The following is a 20,901-nucleotide window of genomic DNA, read 5'->3' on the forward strand; positions in this document are numbered from 1 at the left end:
TACTTGCGAAAGATGCTCAGCCGCCCACATTCTGCTTGGTCAGGAAGGCGTTGCCGGTGTCGATGAAATCGGGAACGGGCGCTCCGGTCGCCTTTGCCCACAACATCATCACAGACCAGTAACCCTGCAGTTCAGGCTGGGACGCCGATGAACTCTCCGCGACGCCATTGCGGATCATATCGAGCATTTCCGGCAGGTTATCGAGGCCGACAAGCGTGACCTTGCCCTGCTTGCCAGCTTCGACGATGGCCTGGCCGATGCCGATCGGCCCCGCGGCATCGGAGGCAACCCAGCCCTTGAGATCGGGATGCGCCTGCATGATGGCGGCGGCCTGCTGCTGAGCGGTCTGGATGCTGTCGTTGTCGATCCCTTCGGCCACAACCTTGATGCCGGGATTTTCGGCAAACACCTTGCGATGGCAATCAGCCCGGATCGCATGGTTGGGCGCGGTCGGCACGCCCATCATGATGGCGACTTCGCCCTTGCCGCCGAGAAGTTCGACGAGGCGGCGCGAAGCAATCTTGGCCTGTTCGCAGAAATCCGATCCGATATGGGTGATCGACATGCCCTCGGGCGGCACGGAATCGAACAGGACGAGCGGGATCTTCTGGCCCTGGGCTTCTTCCAGCGAAGCGCGGTTGCCCGAAGGATCCAGAAGATCGATCGCCAGGCCATCGGGATGCGTGGCGAGCGCGCTGTCCAGGATCTGGTTCTGTTGCACGACATCCGCGGACTGGGGAGCGGAATAGACGATTTCGACATTGGCGCCCGTTTGCGCCTTCAGTGCCGCCGCAGCCTGCTGGGCACCCTGATTTACCTTGTCGAACCAGGGATGGACGACCTTCGGCACGATGACAAAGCGATAGCTGTCCTTCTTGACGGTACCGGGCGCGCTTTGAGCCAGGGCTGTAGCGGGCAGAGCAAAAGCGGCACATGCGATCAGCGTCGCGAGCTTATTCATGGAGTCCTCCCTCTATGGTCGACAGGCAGAACAAGTCCGCCTGCAGCGTACCGGCTGACTGCAGTCAGTTCCGGCCGCCTTCGGCAATCGATACACATGTATTTTCATTTTTACAAGAGTTATAGGAGCGCATGGATAGAGGCATCCGCGGGAGCCATCGGGCGCCTCACGGCCGGGGGCCGGGTCTTTGAATTGCAGGATCTGGAGAAGGATCGTCTGGCTCGATCGGCGGCCTTGCGGCGGCGTTTGACGTCTCCCTGGCCGCACTGGCATGCCGTGGGGCGGGCACGAAGCGCCGGGCAACGGCCCCTGATCAAGTCGAACGCAGGATGGGGCGAAGCCGTTTCGATCACGCAGGCCGCTGACCAGAGCGGCGCGGAACTATATCCCCTCGCCTGCGCAGCAGGCGCGAGGCCGACGGTCTGCAGATCCTGGATCGCAGAGATCCAAGCCTCGCGGCCAGCCTTTCGGCAAACGTGCCTCCTCTGCCGAACGAAGCGCGTCGTTGCCCGAGGCTGCCGCCCGCCTTTGGGTCATGAGGGCCGGATTTGCGGGACGCTTCCGGTTCAGTGCTTGATCGGCACGGTATTCATGAAGGCCAACGTATCATCGAACGAGCGAATGCCTGCGTCGGAGCCGAGACCCGTCGCCACCAGTGCCGCCGATGCCTGGGCAAAATTCAAAGCGGTCTTCAGATCCATCCTGCGATGCAGGGCCGTGATGAAACCCGCATCGAAAGCATCGCCGCATCCGGTCGTGTCCACCACCTCGATCTGGAAGGCCGGCTGGCGAACGATCTCGCCGTGAGCGTCCATGAAGCACACGCCATCGCCGCCGAGCGTGAATACGCAATGTTTCACGCCGCGATCGAGGAAGAACCGGCCCGCACTCTCGATATCGGACGTGCCGGAGATCTGCCGCGCTTCCTCGATGGAGGGCATGAAATAGTCGATATAGGGAAACAGGGGCGCAATAAGATCGAGCGTGCCGTCATTGGCCCCGAGCAGGTCGAACGTTGTCGTCCGCCCACGCGCCTTTGCCTCGGCCAGCAATTTGCGGCTCGGCTCTCCGTCGAGTCTGGCCAACAATCCGGTACCACCCAGGTGGATGATCGCCGGAGCCAGCACCGCATCTAGGGCGCTTTCGGCAACCTCGAAGTGATCGGAGGCCCCTCGGGCATGGAGCGCCGGCCGGTCGCCATTGCGCCGGATATTCAAGATGGTCGACGATGTCGGCACACCTGTCAGGCGCTGCATCTGAGCCGTATCGACGCCGAAGCGCTGAAGAGTTGCAAGAACGAAATCTGCCTTCTCGTCGTCGCCCACGGCACCGACTGCAAGGCAATTCAGCCCAAGTTTTGCAAGATCCACCACCGTTCCACCGGCGGTGCCTGCAACGGTCAGCCTGATTTCGTCGATGAACTCCACATTGCCGCCGGCTGGAATGGCATCGACCGGGCGTCCGAGCACGTCGAGAATATAAAGCCCAATGACCGACACGTCGTGAGACATGGAAACCTCATCAAATAAGACACATGATTGGCTGGCGGCGCTGCAGGCGCCTGCTAGCTACGATTGCGCAAGGCGAAAATGGTGCCCGCGATCAGGATGAAGATGCCGACGATGGCCAGTTGTAGCGTGCTTGGAATACCCACGAAGATCAGCACGTTGCTGACCAGCGTTATCAGGAGCACGCCAAGCAGCGTCCCGATCACCGATCCGGAGCCGCCCGTGATGCGGGCGCCACCCAGAACGACGGCCGCGATGATTTCAAGCTCCATGCCGGCCAGATCGAACGGATTGGCGAGGCGATTGCTCGAAACGTGGATCACACCGGCAATGCCGGCGAGCAGCCCGGCATAGGCAAACACGAACACCCGCACGCGAAACAGATTGATGCCAAGACGTTCGGCAATCGCAGAATTGCCGCCGATGGCGAAGATGGCGCGGCCCATCAGCGTGCGCTCCAGGATGTACCATGTGACGAGAGCGGCTACGGCCAGCACCAGAACGGTCGCGGGCAACACGGACACAACGCCATTCGAGGCGCGATGGGTGAACAGCGAGGCCTTGCCGAAAGCATCCATCGCGGCCGGGATGTTCATGAACAGGGCGGTCCCGATGAAGGTCAGCAGGAAACTGCGGATGACATATTGCGTGCCGATCGTGACGATCAGCGACGGGGCCTGGAGTTTTTGCACGAGCAGCCCGTTTACGATTCCAAAGGCCGCGCCGCCGAGGGCCGCAAGGATCAGGATGACCATCATCGGCATGCCCGGGAACCAGTTCGTGACGACCATGGTCAGGACATACATCACGAAGGCGGCAATCGCCGTGAACGACACGTCGATGCCCCCGGACGCCAGCACGACCAGCACCCCCATCGCAAACAGCCCGCGCACCACCGACGCACGCAATATGTCGACGATATTGCTCATCTGGAGGAAGTCGGGATTGGCGGCGATCACGACCAAGCAGGTCGCAATCGTCAGCGCCAAGGTGAAGAGCTCGGGCCGGCGCCCCATCAAGTCCCACCCGCGGAGCAGGAAGCCGCGGCGCCGGGGGTCGGCAGCGGTCGGCGATGCCATCTCGGTCATTGCGCGATCTCCTTCGACGTGCCGGCCATGGATTGATAGATCGCGTCTTCCGTCAGCCCTTCGGCCTTGTGCGCGGCCACGATGCCGCCGTGGCGCATGACGAGAATGCGGTCGCAGTTCTGCAGAAGCTCCGGCAAATCATCGCTGATGATGATGACTGCCATGCCTTCATCGGCCAGGCGCTGGATGATCCGGAAGATCGTGTCTTTCGACCCCACATCCACGCCGACGGTCGGCCCGTGCAGGATGAGCAGTTTCGGGTTGATGGTGAGCCACCGCCCGATGAGCACCCTTTGCTGGTTGCCGCCGGAAAGGGACTGAACCGGAACCGCCACGTCCGGCGCGACGATCTGCAGGTCGGCGACGCTGGCTTCCGCGGTGCGACGAGCACTGCGGGAACTGACGATGCCGAGCGCATTGCGCAGACGATCCAGGATCGGCAGCGTTATGTTGTCCTGGATCGACTTTTCAAGGAACAAGCCCTCGGTAAGGCGATCCTCGGGCACATAGCCAATGCCGTTTTGTATGGCTTGCAGCGTCGATTGAGGCGCGATCGTCTTGCCGGCCAGGCGTATCTTGCCGCCAATCGCCGGCTTCACGCCGGCCAGCGCCAGAGCCAGCTCGTTGCGGCCGGAATCCAGCAACCCCGTGACGCCCAATATCTCGCCCTTTCTCACGCTCAGCGAGATGTTTCGAAAAGCCCGGCCATCCTCGAGATTCTCGACTTGGAGCAGGACATCGCCAAGTTTCGGGTCGGTGCGATAGCGTGTCTCGCCGATCTCGCGGCCCGTCATCCACCGGCTGAATTCAGCCTTGCTGTGATCGGCGACATCGAGTTCGGCGACCTTCAGCCCGTCGCGCATGATGATTGCGCGGCCCCCGAGCAATTTGCACTCGTCGAGCTTATGCGTGACGAACAAAACCGCGACGCCCTTGGCGCGCAGCCGCTCGACAACGCCCAGCAGATTTTCGACTTCCTGGCGCGTAAGGGATGTCGTCGGCTCGTCCATGATGACCAGGCGCGCTTCGGAGGCGACGGCGCGGGCAATGGCGATCAACTGGCGCGTCGCAAGCGGCAGCGTGTCCGTGCGGCGGGTGAGAAAATCGCTGTTGGTCGGAAGATGCACTTCCGCCAGGGCCCGGCGCGCCGTTTCATGCAGCGCCGTGACATTCAGCCTGCGGACCAGACGCCCCGACGCCTCGACGAGCTGCTCGGTAAACGCGACGTTCTCGGCAACAGAAAGGTTGGGGAGGAGCGACAGGTCCTGATAGACCGTCTCGATGCCGGCCCGCAGCGCCCCGATCGCGCCCAGATCGCCGGCCCGGCTTCCGGTCGACTGGCCGTCGATCAGAATTTGCCCCTCATCGGCAGGCTGGGCGCCGGAAAGGATCTTGATCAGCGTGCTCTTGCCGCAGCCATTCTCCCCCATCAGGTGATAGATCTGCCCCGCGTGGATCGTGAGGCTGACATCCTTCAGCGCCACGACGCCGCCGAAGGACTTCCGGACGTTTCTGACCTCGAGAAACGGCGGCACAGAGTGCGGCGTGGGATCGGTCGCGTGCATGGCAAATTCCTATAGCGTTTTGCGATTTGATTGAATCGCTTCAAATCGCAAAGACGCGTCGAACCAAAGAGTTAGAGCAAACAAGCGTTCACACCTGAACGCGCCTTGCTCTAGAACTCCCCGACGCGCCTTCCGGCGCGGGATCGATGCCCGGCGGAAGACGCATCGGCGAGCGATGCTCGTTGTCAGAACGGGAACTTCTTGTAGTTGGACTTGTCGACATCCACCCAAGCCTGGCCCTGCATGATGATGCCCTTGCCCGGTCCCTTGATGACGGTCATCTTTTCGTAGCCCGGCACGCCGAGATTGACCCCGTCCTTGATCTCTTCGCCCTTCAAGACCATCTCGGAGACCTTGTTCATGACGTAGCCGGCATCCTTGGGATCCCAGAAGAAGATCTGGTTGACGGCGCCGCTTTCCAGATAAGGTCCGGTATCCTTGGGAAGGCCGAGGCCGTAGACGCAGACCTTGCCCTGAAGCCCAGCTTCTTCCACGGCGCGGCCGATACCGATCACGTCAATGGCAGAGGAGCCCTGGAAGCCCTTGATGTCCGGATATTTGCGCAGGATCTCCTTGGCCTTTTCATAGGCGCGATTGGCGTCGTTGAAGGATTCGTTCTTGGCGGCAACCAGTTCCATGCCCGGATATTTCTTGGCGTTTTCCGCGCCGGCATCGACCCACTGGTTATGCGTCAAGCTGCCCAGCGAGCCGACGAACGACGTCCATTTGCCCGACTTGCCCATGCAGGCGGAGAGCTTTTCGTTGATACGCGCACCGAAGGCCTTGTTGTCGAAGGCTTCGATGTCGACATCGGTATTCTTGAGGCTGTCCCCCTCATGGGTGATGACCTTGATCCCACGCTGAGAGGCTCGGCGAAGCACGCCTTCGAGTGCCGACGGGTCCATCGGAACAACCGCGATCGCCGATACTTTCTTGGCGACGAGATCTTCGATGATGCGGGCCTGCTGCGCCGCGTCTGCCTTGGCGGGGCCGATCTGGCTGGCGCTTAAGCTTGGGTTGTCCTTGCCGAACGCATCCACGCCTTCATTCATGCGGATGAACCAGTTTTCGCCGGTGACCTTGACCACCGTCACGATGGATGGCTTGTCCTGGGCGAACGAAGCCCCAGCCATCAACACGCCTGCCAGCATCGTACAAGCTGCCAGTTTGGTAATTTTGCTCATAGTTTCCTCCATTTTAAGCAAAATCGTCTTCTAGGATCGGCATTGCCGGTTCTATGGGATCTTGATGGTGCCGAGCCGATCGCGAACCGGGCTATCGTCGCTTCGGCTTGAGCCAGACGCCCAGGTGCACCCGCGAAAAGGCCAGGAGGGCCAACAGCAGGACGCCCCAGGCAAGGTCGCGGAAGAAATTCGAAATGTTCATGAAGTTGAACAGGCTCGAGAGAATCTGCAGCGCCGTCGCAGCCAGCAGCACACAGACCACCTTGCCGTATCCGCCTTCGGGCTTAACGCCGGCCAGAACGGCAATCAGAATGGCGATCAGCACATAAGAGCCACCATAATCCCATTTCACCGAGGAATTGCGGGCCGCGATAATGACCCCGGCAACGGAAGACAACACACCGCATAGAGTATAGGTAACAAGCAGCATACGCTTTTCATTGATGCCGCCATACCGTGCTGCCTTGGAATTACTTCCCAGCATCATGAGTTTCATGCCGAAGGGCGTGTATTTCAAAAGAAATGCCAGTCCGGCTGCGATCGCCAGAAACAGCGCAAAGCACACGGGAATACCGAATACCGGCATGTTGCCGAAGTCATCCAGCGGTTCGATAAAGCCCATGGTGATCGCGGAGCCATTGGTCAGGAACACCGCAATGCCGGTAAACAGGAGCTGCGTCCCCAGTGTCGCGATCAGGGGCGTCAGCCGCGCATAGGCGATCACGCTTCCGTTTACGAAGCCGCCGACCAGGCCCACGAGAAGCGCCAGACCGGTGAAACTCCAGAAAAACAGGGTCGGCGCGTCATCGGCGACGATGAAGTGGCTCGTCACCAGAAAGGCGGCGATACCGGCAAGGTTCGCCAAAGCGATACCCGACAGATCGATACCACCATTGCCCGAGATCATGGCCAGCATGACGCCGAGTGCCAGAAGGCCGAGTTCGGGAACCTGCGACGCCATGGATTGCAGATTGTAGCTGTCGATGAAACTGGAGCCCGCCAACAGAGCTCCGGCGGCGAGCACCGCGCAATTGATCAACAGCAGAAAAGGCGCCTGCCGGTTCAGGCTATATGACGACACTTTTTCCTCCCGTTTCCGAAGGCTGCGTTTTTCCGGCGAGGCCGGCCAGGTCCGCCGGCGGGGCAGCTTCTTTGTCGGTTGCGCAAGAGTTCATTGCCGCGCTCCATCGTTCAGCCTCAAGCATCGGATGCATTTGCCTTGCCTGCATCCAAACGATCGATCGCTTTGACGTTGTCCGCCGACGGCCCGTTTGGATCGAAGCTGGATGCGAGGAAAACGTCGACGATGGCTTTAGCCAGTTCCGGACCGATCACACGGGCGCCCATGGCAATGATCTGAGCATTGTTGGACCTTGCGGCTCTTTCCGCTGAATAGGTGTCATGGGTCAGGGCGGCGCGGATACCTGGCACTTTGTTCGCCGAAATCGACACGCCGATTCCGGTGCCGCAGAACAACAGCCCCCGATCATATTCGCCGTTGACCACGCTTTCGGCGAGGACCTTCGAGATGTCGGCGTAGTAGCCCGGCCGGCTCAGATCGGTAACCGTGATGTCACCCCTACCGGCCAGATGATGCGCGATGACATCAAGCAGGGGCTTTCCTGCGCCGTCCGCGCCAAGAGCAATCTTCATTGTGGTTCCCTCCCAAGGCAAGCCGGCTGCCCGACGGCCATGGTTCTTGTTCGTTTTTGCAGTTCTTGACATTTGTCGATCCTTATTTGACAATTGTCAATATCGACGCTCGAGCTTGGCTCTCGTGACGTCGACGTGCCCGCCGGCCAGGCGGCGTGCGCATAGGAGGAGAGGAAGCGTGGATCTCTTGCTTGAGGTGGAAGGGCTCAAAAAGTCCTTCGGCGGCGTTGCTGCTTTGCGAAATGGCGCCTTCAAGCTCCATGCGGGTTCCGTCCATGCCTTGTGCGGCGGCAACGGCGCGGGCAAGTCCACCTTCCTGAAGATCCTGATGGGGCTGCATCGCAGAGACGCCGGCTCGATCCGCCGCCGCGGCAAGGCCGTGGAGTTCTCCAGTCCGGCCGAAGCGCTTGCCTCCGGCATTGCCATCATCGAACAGGAGCTCAGCCCGGTTCCCCACATGACGGCGGCCGAGAACATCTTCCTGGGGCGCGAACCGTCGGCACGCTTCGGCGGCATCGATTTCCGCAAGATGAACCGGGAGGCCCAGGCGCTGTTCGACCAGCTCGGCTTCAACATCCGTGCCAGCCAATACATGATGAATCTCTCGGTGGCGCAGATGCAGCTCGTGGAGATCGCCAAGGCACTCAGTCACGATGCCGAGGTCATCTTCATGGACGAGCCGACCTCCGCCATCGGCGAGAAGGAAGCTCAGCATCTGTTCTCGGCCATCGAGCGACTCAAGGCCGCCGGCAAGGGGGTCGTCTATGTCTCCCACCGATTGTCGGAAATCTTCCAGATCGCCGACTCCTACACCGTCTTCCGGGACGGCAGTTATGTCGGCAGCGGCGCCTTGGCCGATATCAACCGTCCCGAGCTGATCCGCATGATCGTCGGCCGGGAGCTCGGGGAGGAATATGTCAAGACCAACATCCCCGCGGAGACGGTAAGCTTCGAGGTCAACGGCCTCTCGGCTCCCGGCAAGATCGACGACATTTCATTTTCCGTGCGACGGGGTGAGATCTTCGGCATTTACGGTCTGATGGGGTCGGGGCGTACGGAGATCTTCGACTGCCTGTTTGGCCTGGACAAGCCGACGGCCGGCAGCATCACTTTGGACGGCCAGCCACTGGCCATTTCCCGTCCCGCCGATGCCATGCGCGCAGGCATCGCGCTCGTCACCGAAGACCGCAAGCTCACCGGCCTCAATCTCTCCGACAGCGTGCGCAACAACATCTGTCTGGCGAGCCTGCCGGAGCTGAGTCCGGGTTTCACCATGCAGCGCCGGCAGGAACGGGCCGCCTCGGCAGACATGATCGCGCGTTTCGGCATCAAGGCTGCGCGCGATACCATGCCGGTTTCCGGCCTGTCGGGTGGCAACCAGCAAAAAGTCGTGCTCGGCAAGTGGTTCTTGCGCCAGCCCAAGCTTCTCCTGCTGGACGAACCCACGCGCGGCGTCGATGTCGGCGCCAAGCGCGAGATCTACCGCATCATCTGCGACTTCGCGGCAGCAGGCGGCACGGTCGTGATGATCTCATCCGAAATAGACGAGGTGCTCGGCATGTCCGACCGCATCCTGGTGATGCGGCAGGGACGGTCCGCCGGGATCCAACGGCGTGAAGAAACCGACGCGCAGTCACTCGTGCATCTGTCCACCTGAGACCGGCGCCCTGGCATATGCCCGGCACAAAAAGGAAATCCACGTGTCCGCTAACCAGAATCCTTCCACCAGCATCTGGCCCGGCAGGGAGCATCGTCGGCTCATCATCCAGGAATACGGCATCTTCATCGCCTTCTTGCTGCTTGCCTTGGTCCTTTCGGTCTCCAACCAGTACTTTCTCACCGCGGGCAACATCTCCAACGTATTGCTGCAGACGGCCATCAACGGCGTGCTGGCGGTGGGTATGACGTTCGTCATCCTGACGCGAGGGATCGATCTGTCCGTCGGATCGGTGGCGGCGCTTACGGGCATCATTGCCGCCAGCTTCGCCACCACCTCGTCGACGGCGGGCCTGCCGGGCGCGCCTTATCCGTTCTATCTCGCATTGGCGGCGGGCCTTCTCGTCGGTATCGCCTGCGGCGCCGTGGCCGGTATCATCGTCTCGCGCTTTGCCGTCCCCGCCTTCGTGGCCACGCTCGGCATGCTTTCGGCAGCGCGGGGCCTGACGCTCATCTATGGTGGGGGCCGGCCCGTGCCCGCTCTCACGCCTGAATTCCGCTGGATCGGCACCGGCAGCCTGTTCGGCATTCCTGCGCCGGTCGTCCTGCTCGCCGTGGTGTTCGCCCTGTCCTGGTGGGTGCTGAACCGTACGCGCTTCGGCCGCTACATCTATGCCGTGGGCGGCAACCCGCATGCCGCCAAGACGTCGGGCATCAACGTTGCCCGCATCCGTTTCAGCGTCTACGTCATCTCCGGCGGACTTTCAGGCCTGGCGGGCATGATGCTGGCGGCCCGCACCGGTTCCGCCTTGCCGCAAGCCGGCATCGCCTACGAGCTCGATGCCATCGCCGCCGTGGTGATCGGCGGCACCAGCCTGTCCGGCGGTGTCGGCCGTATCACCGGCACACTGATCGGCGCCCTGATCATCGGCGTGATGAACAACGGCCTCGATCTGATGGGCATCCAATCCTACTACCAGCAGGTCCTCAAGGGCGCCCTGATCGTCGGTGCCGTGATGCTGGATCAGAAGAGAAACCAGGGCGAGTAAGCCCGTGCCATCCGGACGCTCGCGCCCGCGATCCAGAACCGCGTGCCGTCATGGCTGCGGCAATTTTCGGAGGAGAACGACCATGAGGAAACTGCTTGTCGCCCTGGCCGCGGCCACGGCGTTGCTGGTGACGCCTGCCCTGGCGCAGGACAAGAAGATCAAGATCGGGGCGGCCCCCTACGGCCTCAACGCCGAGTTCATGCAGATCTGGACAGCGGCGCTGAAGGAACATCCTGCCGTCAAGAATGGGGAGGTGGAGCTGACCGTGTTCGACGGGCGCTACGATGCGCTCGTGCAGCAGGAACAGTTCAACACGATGATCACGCAGAAATTCGACGCGATCATCTTCGTGCCCATCGACATCGAGGCCGGCGCCACTGCCGTCCAGGCCGCGCATGACGCCGGCATTCCCGTCGTCGGCTCGAACACACGCGTCCACTCCGACCTGCTGGCGTCCTATGTCGGCTCCGACGACACGGTCTCGGGCTATCTGGAGGCCAAGAGCGTGCTCGACAAGATCGGCTGCAAGGGCAATGTCGTGATCATCGAAGGCCCGATCGGCCAGTCGGCGCAGATCTCCCGTCTCGAGGGCAACAAGAAGGCTCTTGCGGAATGCCCGAATGTGAAGGTCATCGAAGACCAGACGGCCAACTGGTCACGCGCCGAAGCGCAGACGCTGATGGAAAACTGGCTGACGGCACACCCGGGCCAGATCAACGGCGTCATCGGCCAGAATGACGAGATGGCGCTCGGCGCGATCGAAGCCATCAAGGCGGCCAAGCTGAACGTCAAGGATTTTGCCATTGCCGGCATCGACGGTGTCACCGATGCGCTCCATGCGGTCAAGCAGGGCACGATGACCTCGATCCTGCAGGACGCCCGCGCTCAGGCGCAGGGAGCGTTGGACCTTGCCATCTTCCAGGCTAGGAAGGGCAACTACAAGCCGCAATCCGATATCTGGGCCCAGTATCCCAGCATGCCGTTCAACGACGGTAAGGCCAAGGAATACAACGTGCCGTGGACTCCCGTCACCGCCGACAATGTCGACAAGCTGCTCGCTGCCCGCAGCAAGTGATTCTTCCGCGCGGGGTAGCGTTTCACCCCGCGCCTCCTACCGCCAGGACCCATCGACATGACCGATATCGCGCCTCAGATCGACCTGACCTTCCCCCTCTCCGGCAAGGTCGCCCTCGTCACCGGAGCCGCCTCCGGCATCGGTGCTGCCGTTGCAACCGCCTTCGTCACCAAGGGTGCCCGGGTCGCCGTTCTCGACATCAACGCCGAACTTGCCGCCGCGAAGGCGGCCGAGCTTGGGAATGGCGCGCACGCATTCGCGTGTGATGTCACCGATCCTGCATCCGTCAACGCCGCGATCGCGGGTACGAAGGCTGCTTTTGGCGGCATCGACATTTCGGTCAACAGCGCCGGGGTCGTGTTCTTGGCTCCGGCCGAGGATCTGTCGCTGGACCACTGGACCAGGACGATCGACATCAATCTCAAGGGCAGCTTCCTGGTCACGCAGGCTGTCGGCCGGGAAATGATCGGCGCCGGCAAGGGCGGCAGGATCATCAACCTCGCTTCGCAGGCCGGCACTGTCGCCATCGAGGAGCATGTGGCCTATTGCGCCTCGAAATTCGGCGTGATCGGCATGTCCAAGACCTTTGCGGCCGAATGGGGCAAATACGGCATCACCGTCAACACGCTTTCTCCCACCATCGTACTCACCGAACTGGGCAAGAAGGCCTGGGCGGGAGAAAAGGGCGACGCCGCCAAAAAACGCATTCCCGCCGGCCGGTTCGCCTTTCCCGAGGAAATCGCGGCCGCTGCCGTCTTCCTCGCTTCCGCCGGTGCGGACATGATCAACGGCGCCGATCTGCTGATCGATGGCGGCTACACCATCCTTTGAGCCGAAGCGCTCCAGGAACCCATAGGAGAAATCATGCAGCGTTTCGTCAACAATCCCGACGAAGTCGTCGAAGACACGGTGAAGGGTTTCGTCAAGGCCCATTCCGATATTGTTCGCCTCGCCGACAATCCCCGTGTCATCGCCGCCAGGGATGCCCCTCAGGCCGGCAAGGTGGGTGTCATCACGGGTGGCGGTTCCGGCCACGAGCCGGCCTTCATCGGCTATACCGGCAAGAACATGCTCGATGCCGTGGCTGTCGGCGAGCTGTTCTCCTCCCCCACGGCCAAAAGCTTCCATGACGCCATCCGCGAAGCCGATGGCGGTAAAGGTGTCGTCGTGCTCTACGGCAATTACGCCGGCGACAACATGAACGTGAAGATGGCGATCAAGCTTGCCGCCAAGGATGGCATCGAAGTGGCGACCGTGGTCGCCAACGACGATGTCTGCTCGGCGCCCCAAGACGAGCGCGAAAAACGCCGGGGCGTTGCTGGCGAAATCTTCATGTGGAAGGTTGGCGGCGCCAAGGCGGCAAAGGGCGCCTCGCTCGAAGACGTCCGTGCCACCGCGCAAAGGGCGATCGACAATTGCCGCTCGATCGGCGTGGGCCTCGGTCCATGTACCTTGCCTGCTGTCGGCCATCCGAATTTCGAGATCGCTCCGGGCACGATGGAGGTCGGCATTGGCCATCACGGCGAGCCGGGCGTCCGCGTGGAGCCGCTTAAATCCGCGGCCGAGATCGCCCGCGACATGTGCGGGATCGTTCTCGACGACCATGATCTTTCCGAAGGTACCGAAGTCGCCGTACTGGTTTCCGGCCTCGGCGCGACACCGCTCAACGAACTCTACATCCTGAACGATACGATCGAATCCGAGATCGTCAAACGCGGCCTGAAAATCCATCGCACCTATATCGGCAATTACTTCACCTCTCTGGAAATGATCGGCGCAACCCTGACGGTCATGGCTCTTGACGACGAACTGAAGGAACTGCTCGATACGGACGTGCGCTGCACTGCAATCTTGTAGAGAGAACGCCCCATGCAAACCCTGAACAATGCGGAAGCCGGCAATATCGTTTTGGCCATGGCAGAACGCATTATCGAAAATCGGGCCTATCTCAGCGAAATCGACGGCAAGATCGGCGACGGCGATCACGGCGTCAACATGGCCAAAGGCTTCAACCTGGCTGCCGAACGGCTCAAGGGCAAGAACGCGTCCCTTTCAGGCTCGCTCGATACGCTCGGCACCGTCCTGATGACCGAAATCGGCGGCTCGATGGGGCCGCTCTATGGCGTCATGTTTACGGAATTCGCCGAAAAGATCGACGGTGTCGACGCCATCGATGCCACCGCCTTCAGCCGCATGCTGCATGCGGGCCTCGAAGGCATTCAATCCATCGGCTCCGCCAAGGTAGGCGACAAGACGCTTCTCGACACGTTCGTTCCTGCCCTTGCCGCGTTCGACGATGCGAACACGGCCGGCAGATCCTTTGCCGAAGCTCTGGATGCGCTCGTCGAAGCCGCGGAAAAGGGGCGAGATTCCACAATAGATCTGGTCGCCAGGATCGGACGCGCCAGCCGTCTGGGCGAACGTTCCCGCGGGGTCTTGGACGCCGGGGCAACCTCCTGTGCCATCATTCTCAAGGAATTGTCACTCCGCGCCCGCGAGCAGCTGCAATAAGGGACAGCCGATTTGCGCAACATGGCGGCCCCACTTTATGCTTGGAAAGTTGGGCCGCCTTTTGTTGTGAATTTTCGCAAGACGAGACAAAGGCATTGTCCTGCAAGCCTTCCCGACCGACGCAGGAGCGATGGCAAACAAGATGGCGCCGAGTAATAAAACCGCTCTGGCCAAGCCCGGTCAGGCGGAATTGGCCGATGTCATACCGCTGCGTTATGGCGACGATCCCTATGTGTGGGCCTGCTGGCTCTATTACGAGGACGGGCGCACACAGGGCGATATCGCCGAGATAATGGGAATCTCGCGCGCAACGGTCAACAGCTACCTTGCCGAAGCGCGCAGCCGTGGAATTGTCAGCATTTCCATCGAACCTTCGCGGCTGGGCTCGCTGATAATCGCACAGGAGCTGAAACAGCATTTCGGATTGACCGACTGCCTCGTCGTGCCCAACGATGATGGATCGCGAACCCTGATCGACCGCCTTGGAGCCGCCGGCGCGCAAGCCGTTGCGAAGCTGCTGAAATCCGGCGATACGGTTGCCGTCGCATGGGGGCGCACCGTCCTGTCCATTGCCCAAAACCTGCATATCGCCAATCTGCAGGATGTGACGGTCGTCCAGGCCACCGGCGGCACTCGGGCCGGTTTCGCCTACACGCCGGAGCTATGCGCGGCAGCGCTCGCCAAAGCCACGAATGCCCATCTCATCAACATCACCGCGCCGGCCATCGTGTCGAATGCGCAGGTCAAATCGGCTTTCTTGGACGAACCGGTCATTGCCGAGCAATTCCAAGCGCTGACCCGGGCCAACAAGGCACTTTTCGGCATTTCGTCCCTTCGGCCGAATTCGACGATCCATACCAGCGGATTCTTCGAGGACGTCTCGATACAGGATTATCTGGCCAGAAATGCAGTCGGCGTGATTGCAGGCCGTTTCATCGACTCCCATGGCCACCCCGTTTCCGGTCCCCTGGACGACAGAACCATCGGCATTTCGCTCGATCGGCTGCGGGATAGCGACATGCGCGTTGCGGTTGCCGGCGGTTTCGACAAGGTGCCGGCAATTCTGGCGGCGCTGAGAGGCGGCTATGTCAGCGTGTTGATCACCGATGCGGCGACCGGGCGTGGCATCCTCAACGCCGATGGCGTAGCGCAGATCCACAACAAGCCGGCCCAACGCTTGCGGCAGGAATCCGAGGCTGCCCCGCCCAGCTACAATCGCACCCACATCAAGAAATTTCTCAACAACCCCGATGACGTTGTCGATGAAATGCTTGACGGGGTGGTCAAGGCGCATGCCGCTCATATCGCACCGATCAACGGCTCGAAGCGTGCCTTGGTTGCACGCAATGGTCCGCGTAAGGGCAAGGTCGGCCTGGTCATCGGCGGTGGCTCCGGCCACGAACCCTGCTTTCTCGGTTATGTCGGCAAGGGGCTGGCCGACGCGGTAGCGATCGGCAACATCTTCTCCTCGCCTCCCCCTGTTCCAATCTTCGAATGCGCAAAGGCTGCCTCAGGCGGAGCCGGCGTCCTTTTCGTCTACGGCAATTATGTCGGCGACGTGATGAACTTCGAAATGGCGGCCGAGCTGGCGCAGGAGGCGAACATCCCCACGCGCACGGTGCTGACGACTGACGATATCTCCTCCTCACCGGTAGAGGATCGCGACGGACGGCGCGGCGTGGCGGGCAATTTCTTTGTCTTCAAGATCGCCGGCGCCGCCTGCGATCGCGGGCTGTCGCTCGACGAATGCGAGGCCATTGCACGCAAGGCCAACAGGCGCACCTATACGATGGGCGTCGCACTGGAACCCTGTTCCTTGCCGCAAACCCGCCGGCACAACTTCGAGATCGGCCCTGACGAGATGGAAATCGGCATGGGCATTCATGGCGAACGAGGCGTCATCCGCGAGAAGATGATGCAAGCCGATGAAATCGTCGACCGCATCATGGACAGGGTCTTTTCCGAGATGACGGCCGGCCCGGGCGACCAGGTGGCGGTTCTTGTCAATTCGTTCGGCTCGACCCCCCTGATGGAGCTCTACATTCTGTTCAAGCGCGTGGAAGAGCGCCTCAGCGCCAAGCGGATTGTCATCGTGGCAAACTGGGTCGGCCATTACTGCACGTCGCTCGACATGAACGGTGCATCCATATCCATCCTGCACCTGGATCAGGAACTATCCGATCTCCTGTCGCATCCCTGCGATACGGCCTTTCTTCGGATCACCGAAAAAGGGCCGCTACCTGCGGCCCAATGAGAATTCCACGCTGTTCGGGAGATCAATGCAATGCCGCAAACCGCAGCGCGACGCCTCAGCTGGATGTTCCAGCTGATTGCCCTGTCGATAAAGGCGGAGAAGGAATATCTGTCCGATCTCGACGGCGCCATCGGCGACGCCGATCACGGGATCAGCATGGCGCTGGGGTTTTCGGCCGTCACCAGCGCGCTTGCAAAACTCGACCTTGATGAGGCATCACCCTCCGACGTCTTCGCGGCAGCAGCATCCGCCTTTCTCGATGCCGTCGGCGCCTCCACCGGTCCCCTTTATGCAACAGGCTTTCAAAACGCAGCCAAGGCCTTGAAGAACCAGCTGTCCCTCGAGCTGCCGGAACAGGTCGCCATCGTCGAAGCCATTACCAAGGGTATCCAACTACGCGGCAAAGGGCAGCGCGGAGACAAGACGATGCTCGACACATGGATACCGGCAATGGAGGTCGCCGTTCACGCCAAGGCAAACGGCCTGACCATCGGGCAGATGTGGCGCCATATCGTGGAGGCCGGCGCGGAAGGCGCGCAATCGACAAGGTCCATGGTCGCAACCCGAGGGCGTGCCGCCCGGCTTGGAGAACGTTCCCTGGGCCATATGGACCCCGGCGCAGCGTCCGCCCTCATCATTCTACGGGCAATGCAGGAAGCCTTCGCCGAGCGACCGGAATCTTAGGAAGTACGAGCCTGGTTTTCCTGCCACTGGCGATCAAGCCGTGAGGTGGGTCCCGTGGCGCCAAGCCAGGGAGCGCAGGGTTTGCAGCTGAGCCGTGCCGGCGGACGGAAACTGCGAAGATCCGTCAGCTGCTTTCACGCGGTATCACGACGAACGGCATCAGCATCATCTCCGGCGGAATTTGCTGCTGCGACCGCTGGGCTTCTATTGCCCGGAGCAGAAGGTTTCCCGCTGCCCGACCGATCTCCTTGGCATCGACGGAAACCGTGGTGATGCTCGGGTAGGCGCAGCGCGCAACCTCGAAATCGCCGAAGCCGGCGATCGCGATACGCCCCGGCACCGCCCAGCCGCGGCGATGGCACTCCATCAGGGCCCCGAAGGCCGACAGATCGGAAACGCAGACCGCCGCATCGACGTCAGGCCATTGGGACACCAGATGCACGATGGCCTGGGCGCCCTGCTCCATCGAGATCGGCGGCTTGCCGAAGGAAATGACCCGACCGCGTGGGAGGGCGAGTTGCTCGATCGCCTGGATGTAGCCCTGGCGACGATCGGCGCCGCGAGTGTCGCGATTGCTGGTGCCGCCGATGAAACCGATATTGCGATAGCCACGGCCATGGAGATGATGCACGAGCGCATTCATGGCGGCAGCGTTGGAGAAACCGACGACGTGCTCGATCGGCTTATCTGGCACGTCCCAGGTCTCGATCACCGGGATGCCGGCGGCCTCGAGCAGCTTGCGGGTGCGATCGGTGTGGCGGCCGCCGGTGACGATGATGCCTTCGGGACGCCGCATCAGCATCGATTCGACCAGCCGTTCCTCCTTCTCGATTTGATAGTCGGTATAGCCGAGAAGCAGTTGCAGGCCGCTGCCCTCGATGGCTTCGGTGATGCCGCGGGCGGTGTCGGCAAAGTTGGAGCTGTTGATCGAGGGCACCAGTGCAGCCACGAAACCGGAGCGCTTGGAGGAAAGCGTGCCCGCCATCTGGTCGAGCACATAGCCCAGCTCGTCCACCGCAGCCATGATCTTGCCGCGGGTCTTCTCGGAGATCGAGCCCCCCTTCTTCAGGGCGCGCGAAACCGTCATGGTCGACACCCCCGCCCGCTCGGCGACATCGGCCATGGTCGGCTGGCTTTTGAGCGGTCTGTCGTTGTCGCGAGGCATCAAGCAATCCGTTAGGGCAGTTCTGGCGCAATCGCCATAGCCGGAGCGTTACCAGCCCGGCGGGTGATTGTTAACGTAGATGGCATAGAGGGAGCTCTGCGCCGTGATGTAGAGGCGGTTGCGCTTCGGGCCTCCGAAGCACAGATTGGAGACGATCTCCGGAATCGGGATGCGCCCGATCAGACTGCCATCCCGGGCATAAATGCGGACTGAATCGGCGCTGGAAGCCCAGACATTGCCGTCGCGGTCAACCCGAAACCCATCGAAGAAACCAGCTTCGCACACGGCGAAGGTGCGTGCCGGACCGATGGCCTCACCCGAGGCGGACAGATCGTAGGCGTGGATGGCCCGGGGCAACCCTGGAACGTGGCTGGCGCCGGTATCGGCGACATAGAGCAGGCTTTCGTCCGGCGAGAAGGCCAGGCCGTTCGGCTTGATGCGATCGGTGATGACGGGCTGGACCGCGCCGGTGGCGGCGTCGACCCGGTAGACATGCGAAGCCCCGATCTCGGAGACGGCGGCATGGCCCTCGTAATTGCTGTCTATGCCGTAGGTCGGGTCGGTGAACCAGATCGAGCCATCGCTCTTCACCACCACGTCATTGGGGGAGTTGAGGCGCCTGCCGCCATGGCTGTCGGCCAGCACGCTCCAGCGCCCGTCCGGCTCCAGGCGCGTCAAGCGCCGTCCGCCATGCTCGCAGGCGATCACCCGGCCGGCCTGATCCAGCGTGTGGCCATTATGGTAGCCGCAGGGGCTCTCGAAGACGCTGACCGATCCATCCGTCTCGTCGAAGCGCATCACGCGGTCATTGGGGATATCCGACCACAACACGGATTTTGCGGCCGGCACATAGACCGGCCCTTCGGCCCACCGGCATCCGGTCCAGAGTTTTTCGAGCCGGGCGTGGCCGATGATCAGGGCGGCGAAGCGCTCGTCGAGGATCTCGTAGTCGCTCATCCCTCATCCTCGTTCCGGCGACATCGGGAACTCGTCGGCGCGGAAGATCGTGTGGAAGATGTCGCCGTCGAACAGGGGCATCAGTTCGGCGGTGACGGCCCGGCTCTTCGTCCTGACCTCCGAGGCGAGAGCCTCCTCGATGGCGGCACGCGAGGGGTAGCGGATGGCCAGCACCATGGCGTAATGCGGCTCCTGCACATCGGCCTCTTCCTGGCGCAGCACACGCACCTCTTCGGCCCCCGGGAAGCGGGTCCAGAGCGGAACGAGCCTGTCGCGCACGAATTGCGTGAAGGCCTCTTCCGACCCTGGCCGGACTTGGCCCCGAAAAAAGGCGCAGCGTATATACATGACGGAGCTACCATTGAGGTGAAGCGAAAGTCGAGGCATCCGTTTCAACGCGCGAACCGGACGCTGTAAACTGTTGTTCTAACTGTACAATTGCGGGGACGCCTACGCGCCCCCGCCACGTCTCCGGGTCAGTTGACACCCCAGATCTTCTTGTAGGCATCCCTGTAGCCATTGTCGGGATCGAAGACGTTCTTGGGGCCGCCGTCGAAGCCGATATTGTCGGGCGTGACCAGGTGCACGCCGGGAACGTAGCCCGACCATTTCTCGCCGGCGAAGGCGCGGTTCAGTTCGTCGACCAGCTGCCAGCCCTGCATGGCCAGGGGCTCCGGCACCGTCGCGGCCTGATGGTCCTTGGCGCGGATGCGCTGATAGGCGGCCTCGGAGCCGTCACCGGCCGAGATGTTCTGGGGATCGCCATCCCCGGCAATGCCGGCCGCGGCCAGCGACGGCGGCATGAAATCGTAATAGAGATCGTTGATCGCCAGGGAATGGGTCCACTTGGCACCTTGCTGCTGCAGGAGTGTGGTGGTCAGCTGGGGGATGCGGGTCGAAACATCCGAAAGCGGCGTGTCCTGGAAGGACAACACGGCACAGCCCTGGCATTTCTTGATGACTTCCTCCATCGCCCGTCCCTTGGCGATGGCGATGGCATAGGTCGAATCGGCGAAGATCACCACGCCGGCCTTGCCGTCGGAATCGGCGATCGCCTTCATGGCCGCGACCTTGGCGACTTCCATGGCATCGGTGGTGACATTGGCGAAGACAGGCGTGCCGTCGAGGGGGCCGGGCTTGGGGCCCGAGTGCCAGCCGACAATGGTGATGCCCTGTTTGGCCGCTTCCTCCAGCGCCGCCTTCTGCTCGACCGCATCGCTGCCGCCGACGATGATCGCATCCGGCTTGAGCGCAACGGCCTGGCTCAGCCCTGCGGCCTGGCCGGATACCGTGCCCTGCCCGTCGATCTCGCGATAGGTCCAGCCGATCACGCCGGCCGCTTCCTTGACGCCCTGGGCCACGCCCAGGATGCCGCCATTGCGCATGTCACCCGCCACATAGACCACGGTCTTCTTGGCCACGGCCTTGGGACCGGAGGTTGGCCCGTCCCATTTGTCGGCGCGGGCCGCAGCCTTGGCGACGACCGCCTTCGCCTCGTCGACAAAGGCATCCGCCCGCGCCAAAGCGGGCGCCAGGGCCAGGGCCGCCAGGCCGGCAGCCGCCATCAACACATTTCGTCTCAACATGATCT

The 20,901-nt window shown here is 62.0% G+C and carries 19 protein-coding genes; 8 read left to right on the forward strand and 11 right to left on the reverse strand.

Annotation, left to right across the window (positions count from 1 at the left end):
• Positions 1-16 precede the first annotated feature (16 nt).
• From ACIGJE_RS31365 to derI, 7 genes are all read right to left on the reverse strand, one after another.
• Positions 17-961 carry a substrate-binding domain-containing protein gene (locus ACIGJE_RS31365; protein ID WP_367624756.1) on the reverse strand — a complete coding sequence of 315 codons (945 nt, stop codon included), beginning with the start codon at positions 959-961 and terminating at the stop codon, positions 17-19.
• 566 nt (positions 962-1,527) lie between these two features.
• Positions 1,528-2,472, reverse strand: a complete 945-nt coding sequence (locus ACIGJE_RS31370; RefSeq protein WP_415080958.1) for a carbohydrate kinase family protein — start codon at positions 2,470-2,472, stop codon at positions 1,528-1,530.
• 53 nt (positions 2,473-2,525) lie between these two features.
• Complete coding sequence (locus tag ACIGJE_RS31375; RefSeq protein ID WP_415081144.1) at positions 2,526-3,548, reverse strand: ABC transporter permease; 1,023 nt, start codon at positions 3,546-3,548, stop codon at positions 2,526-2,528.
• A 5-nt stretch (positions 3,549-3,553) separates the two neighbouring features.
• Positions 3,554-5,122, reverse strand: a complete 1,569-nt coding sequence (locus tag ACIGJE_RS31380) for a sugar ABC transporter ATP-binding protein (RefSeq protein ID WP_483680577.1) — start codon at positions 5,120-5,122, stop codon at positions 3,554-3,556.
• A 185-nt stretch (positions 5,123-5,307) separates the two neighbouring features.
• Positions 5,308-6,306 carry an autoinducer 2 ABC transporter substrate-binding protein gene (locus ACIGJE_RS31385; protein ID WP_311937013.1) on the reverse strand — a complete coding sequence of 333 codons (999 nt, stop codon included), beginning with the start codon at positions 6,304-6,306 and terminating at the stop codon, positions 5,308-5,310.
• Positions 6,307-6,397: 91 nt separating this feature from the next.
• The gene (locus ACIGJE_RS31390) at positions 6,398-7,387 is read right to left on the reverse strand and encodes an ABC transporter permease (RefSeq protein WP_415080954.1); all 990 of its coding nucleotides are present in this window, start codon (positions 7,385-7,387) and stop codon (positions 6,398-6,400) included.
• A 116-nt stretch (positions 7,388-7,503) separates the two neighbouring features.
• Complete coding sequence (gene derI, locus ACIGJE_RS31395; protein WP_149250112.1) at positions 7,504-7,959, reverse strand: D-erythrulose-4-phosphate isomerase; 456 nt, start codon at positions 7,957-7,959, stop codon at positions 7,504-7,506.
• Between the two features lie 178 nt (positions 7,960-8,137).
• Between derI and ACIGJE_RS31400 the strand changes: the two genes are divergently transcribed.
• The 8 genes from ACIGJE_RS31400 (at position 8,138) to dhaL (ACIGJE_RS31435) (ending at position 17,188) form a co-directional block, all read left to right on the forward strand.
• Complete coding sequence (locus tag ACIGJE_RS31400; protein WP_149250113.1) at positions 8,138-9,616, forward strand: sugar ABC transporter ATP-binding protein; 1,479 nt, start codon at positions 8,138-8,140, stop codon at positions 9,614-9,616.
• Positions 9,617-9,659: 43 nt separating this feature from the next.
• A complete protein-coding gene (locus ACIGJE_RS31405) occupies positions 9,660-10,664 on the forward strand; it encodes an ABC transporter permease (RefSeq protein ID WP_394311538.1) in 1,005 nt (334 codons plus the stop codon).
• An 82-nt stretch (positions 10,665-10,746) separates the two neighbouring features.
• Positions 10,747-11,739, forward strand: a complete 993-nt coding sequence (locus tag ACIGJE_RS31410; RefSeq protein WP_415080951.1) for a substrate-binding domain-containing protein — start codon at positions 10,747-10,749, stop codon at positions 11,737-11,739.
• A gap of 57 nt (positions 11,740-11,796) precedes the next feature.
• A complete protein-coding gene (locus ACIGJE_RS31415) occupies positions 11,797-12,570 on the forward strand; it encodes an SDR family oxidoreductase (protein ID WP_415080949.1) in 774 nt (257 codons plus the stop codon).
• A gap of 33 nt (positions 12,571-12,603) precedes the next feature.
• The gene (locus ACIGJE_RS31420; RefSeq protein ID WP_415080947.1) at positions 12,604-13,596 is read left to right on the forward strand and encodes a dihydroxyacetone kinase subunit DhaK; all 993 of its coding nucleotides are present in this window, start codon (positions 12,604-12,606) and stop codon (positions 13,594-13,596) included.
• A gap of 12 nt (positions 13,597-13,608) precedes the next feature.
• Positions 13,609-14,250 carry a dihydroxyacetone kinase subunit DhaL gene (gene dhaL, locus ACIGJE_RS31425; RefSeq protein WP_415080945.1) on the forward strand — a complete coding sequence of 214 codons (642 nt, stop codon included), beginning with the start codon at positions 13,609-13,611 and terminating at the stop codon, positions 14,248-14,250.
• 142 nt (positions 14,251-14,392) lie between these two features.
• Positions 14,393-16,504, forward strand: a complete 2,112-nt coding sequence (locus tag ACIGJE_RS31430) for a bifunctional sugar-binding transcriptional regulator/dihydroxyacetone kinase subunit DhaK (protein ID WP_415080943.1) — start codon at positions 14,393-14,395, stop codon at positions 16,502-16,504.
• Between the two features lie 30 nt (positions 16,505-16,534).
• A complete protein-coding gene (gene dhaL, locus ACIGJE_RS31435; RefSeq protein WP_311937036.1) occupies positions 16,535-17,188 on the forward strand; it encodes a dihydroxyacetone kinase subunit DhaL in 654 nt (217 codons plus the stop codon).
• Positions 17,189-17,312: 124 nt separating this feature from the next.
• Here the strand turns inward: dhaL (ACIGJE_RS31435) and ACIGJE_RS31440 are convergent, their stop codons facing one another.
• The 4 genes from ACIGJE_RS31440 to ACIGJE_RS31455 all read right to left on the reverse strand — a co-directional run bounded on the left by ACIGJE_RS31440 (position 17,313) and on the right by ACIGJE_RS31455 (position 20,896).
• The gene (locus ACIGJE_RS31440) at positions 17,313-18,311 is read right to left on the reverse strand and encodes a LacI family DNA-binding transcriptional regulator (protein WP_311937511.1); all 999 of its coding nucleotides are present in this window, start codon (positions 18,309-18,311) and stop codon (positions 17,313-17,315) included.
• Between the two features lie 90 nt (positions 18,312-18,401).
• Positions 18,402-19,310, reverse strand: coding sequence for an SMP-30/gluconolactonase/LRE family protein (locus ACIGJE_RS31445; RefSeq protein WP_311937039.1), 909 nt, complete (start codon positions 19,308-19,310; stop codon positions 18,402-18,404).
• Positions 19,311-19,313: 3 nt separating this feature from the next.
• A complete protein-coding gene (locus ACIGJE_RS31450; RefSeq protein WP_311937042.1) occupies positions 19,314-19,658 on the reverse strand; it encodes a hypothetical protein in 345 nt (114 codons plus the stop codon).
• Between the two features lie 128 nt (positions 19,659-19,786).
• Positions 19,787-20,896 (reverse strand): substrate-binding domain-containing protein, encoded by a 1,110-nt coding sequence (locus tag ACIGJE_RS31455; protein WP_311937044.1) that lies wholly within the window; start codon positions 20,894-20,896, stop codon positions 19,787-19,789.
• Between the last annotated feature and the right edge of the window lie 5 nt (positions 20,897-20,901).

The sequence above is a fragment of the Labrys sp. E2SS-1L genome, assembly GCF_057073705.1.